Source organism: Burkholderia sp. HMSC10F09, from assembly GCF_001806955.1.
Lineage (GTDB): Bacteria > Pseudomonadota > Gammaproteobacteria > Burkholderiales > Burkholderiaceae > Burkholderia > Burkholderia multivorans.
In genome coordinates, this window is sequence record NZ_KV786698.1 from 1 (window position 1) to 2,786 (window position 2,786).

Here is a 2,786-nt window from a genome sequence, read left to right on the forward strand (position 1 = left end):
CGGCGGGCGGCGTCGCACGTCGTCATGTCAATGCCCTCCTCCGGCGCGTGCGGCCTTCACCGGCGAAAACAGGAATGTCAGCGGAATGCACGCGGCACAAAACACCGCGAGCAGCGCAAATACGTCGATATACGCGAGGATCGTCGCCTGCGACACGAAGGTCTCGTAGAGGCGGCCGTTCGCGGTCTGCAGCGCGGCCGCCGGTGTGCCGCCCGACAGCTCCGCGATCGCTCGCGCGTTCGCATGCAGCGCGTCCTGGAAGTTCTGCGACAGCGGCGACGTATGCGCGGACAGATGCGCCATACGTGCCTGCGTGCGTTCGCGAATCAGCGCAGTCGACACCGAGATGCCGATCGACCCGGCGACGTTGCGGAACATCGTAAACAGCGCCGACGCATCGTCGTTCAGCCGCTGCGGCACGGTCAGATACGCGAGCGTCGTGATCGGCACGAACATGAAGCCGATCGCGAGCGACTGCGCGCAGCGAATCATCACCAGATGGCGATAGTCGATGTCGGGCACGAGCATGCGCGAATAGGCCAGCGCGAAGGCGAGCAGCACGAAGCCGAAGCCGACGAGATAACGCGTCTGCACGTGCGGCATCAGCCGGCTCACGAGCGGAATCTCGAGCGTGATCAGCAGCGCGCCCGGCGACAGCACGAGACCGGCGAGCGTCGCCGTGTAGCCGAGATGCTGCTGCGCGAGCTGCGGCACGATCACCGCGCTGCCGTACAGCACGGCCGCGAACGTCGCGATCGTCACGCAGCCGAGCGCGAAGTTGCGATCGCGCAGGCACGACAGATCGACGACGGGCTTCCTCGTGCGCAGCAGCCAGAGCGTCGCGCCGACGAGCCCGAGTGCGGACAGCACCGCGAAGGTCCGGATGAACGTCGAGCCGAACCAGTCCTCGTCCTCGCCGCGATCGAGCATCACCTGCAGACAGCCGAGCCCGATCGCGATCAGGCCGATCCCGACGTAGTCGACCGACAGCCCGCGCACCGCGCCGCGTCGCCACGGCGGATCCTCGACGAGCTGCATCACGGCGAGCACGGTCAGCACGCCGATCGGCACGTTGAGCAGGAACACCCAGCGCCACGAGAAGTGATCGGTGATCCAGCCGCCGAGCGTGGGCCCGAGCACCGGTGCGACGACGATCGCGATCGCCGACACCGAGAACGCGCGGTTGCGCTGCTCGGGCGGAAACGTGTCGAGGATGATCGACTGCTGGTTCGGCTGCAGCCCGCCGCCGAACAAGCCCTGCAGCACGCGGAACACGATCAGCTCGCCGAGGTTCGTCGCGATGCCGCACAGGAACGAGCACGCGGTGAACGCGGCGATGCAGAGCACGAAGTAGCGCTTGCGTCCGAGCAGCCGGCCTAGAAACCCGGAGATCGGCAGCACGATCCCGTTCGCGACCAGATACGACGTGAGCGTCCAGGTGGCCTCGTCGTAGCTCGCGGACATCGTCCCCGCGATGTGCGGCAGCGCGACGTTGACGATCGTCGTGTCGAGCACTTCCATGAAGGCGGCGAGCGTGACCACGACGGCGACGAGCCACGGATTCGCGGCCGGCCGCCAGTCGCCGCCGGGCGCCGCCGCCTGATCGGCAGGCCGGTTCATCGGCCGAGGGCCGCCCGGATGAACGGCAGTCGAAGGTCGGACATCGTTGCGCTCCGTGCGCGGCGCGCCGCATGCAGCGGCGGCCGGTCATTTCAGATGGACGGTCGGCTCGACCGACAGGCCGAGGCCGAGCGGCGGATTGCGCGGCAGCGGATCGTCGAGCACGATCTTCACCGGCACACGCTGGACGATCTTGACGAAGTTGCCGGTCGCGTTCTCGGCCGGGAACGCGGAAAACCGCGAGCCGCTGCCGAGCTGGATGCTGTCGACGTGACCGTGCAGATCGAGATCGGGATACGCGTCGACCGACACGTCGACGCGATCGCCGACGCGCATCCGCTTCAGTTGCGACTCCTTGAAGTTCGCGGTGATCCACACGCGCGGCGTCACGATCGAGAAGATCGACGTACCGGGCTGCAGGAACGAACCGAGCTGCACGTTGCGGCGCGTGACCCAGCCGTCCGACGGCGCGCGCATCGTGCAGTACGCGAGATTCAACTCCGCCTGCTCGAGCTGCGCGCGCGCCTGCAAGACCTGCTGACGGCGCTCCTCGACGACCGTTCCGGCTTGCCGGATCTGCTGCGGCACGAGGCTCGCGGTGCGCGCCTGCGCCTGCGCCATCGCGACGTTCGCGTCGGCGCTCGCGCGCTGCGCGTCGGCCGCGTCGATCGCCTGCTGCGAGGTCGCGCGCACATCGACCGCACGCTGCCGCGCCTGCGCGGCCAGCGCCTGCCGGTACGCGGCTTCCGCCGATTCGATCTGCGCGCGCGCCTGCCGGTACTGCGCCGGATACTGGACGCGCGCGATGTCGAGCTGCACGCGGGCCGCGTCGAGCTGCGCCTCGGCGAGACCGAGCTGCGCGCGCGCCGCGTCGACCTGTGCGCGGTAGTCGCGCGGATCGATCTCGACGAGCACGTCGCCGCGATGCACGTAGACGTTGTCGTCGACCGCGAGGCGCGTCACGTAGCCCGACACGTGCGGCGCGACGGCGATGGCATTGCCGTCCGTGTACGCATCGTCGGTGCTCTCCTGATTGCGCGTCGCGAACCACCAGACGAGCCCGCCGACGACGAGCAGCAACGCGATCGCGCCGAGGATGATCAGCGGCTTGCGGCCCGGCCGCTTGCGTTCGCCGCCGTCTCCCGCGCCATCGCCGTCGCCGCCGG

Annotated in this window: 2 protein-coding genes; both read right to left on the reverse strand. The window is 69.0% G+C overall.

The window, feature by feature from the left end; all coding sequences use genetic code 11:
• Positions 1 to 27: 27 nt before the first annotated feature.
• On the reverse strand, positions 28 to 1,620 hold the full coding sequence (locus tag HMPREF3115_RS13405; RefSeq protein ID WP_006410205.1) for a DHA2 family efflux MFS transporter permease subunit: 1,593 nt from the start codon (positions 1,618 to 1,620) through the stop codon (positions 28 to 30).
• An 87-nt stretch (positions 1,621 to 1,707) separates the two neighbouring features.
• Positions 1,708 to 2,786 (reverse strand): HlyD family secretion protein (locus HMPREF3115_RS13410; RefSeq protein ID WP_070554723.1); only part of this gene is annotated, 1,079 nt, incomplete at its 5' end.

Excerpts from the sequence above, each read along its gene's own strand:
- HMPREF3115_RS13405 (WP_006410205.1), bottom strand. The coding sequence starts at position 1,620 with ATGAACCGGCCTGCCGATCAGGCGGCGGCGCCCGGCGGCGACTGGCGG.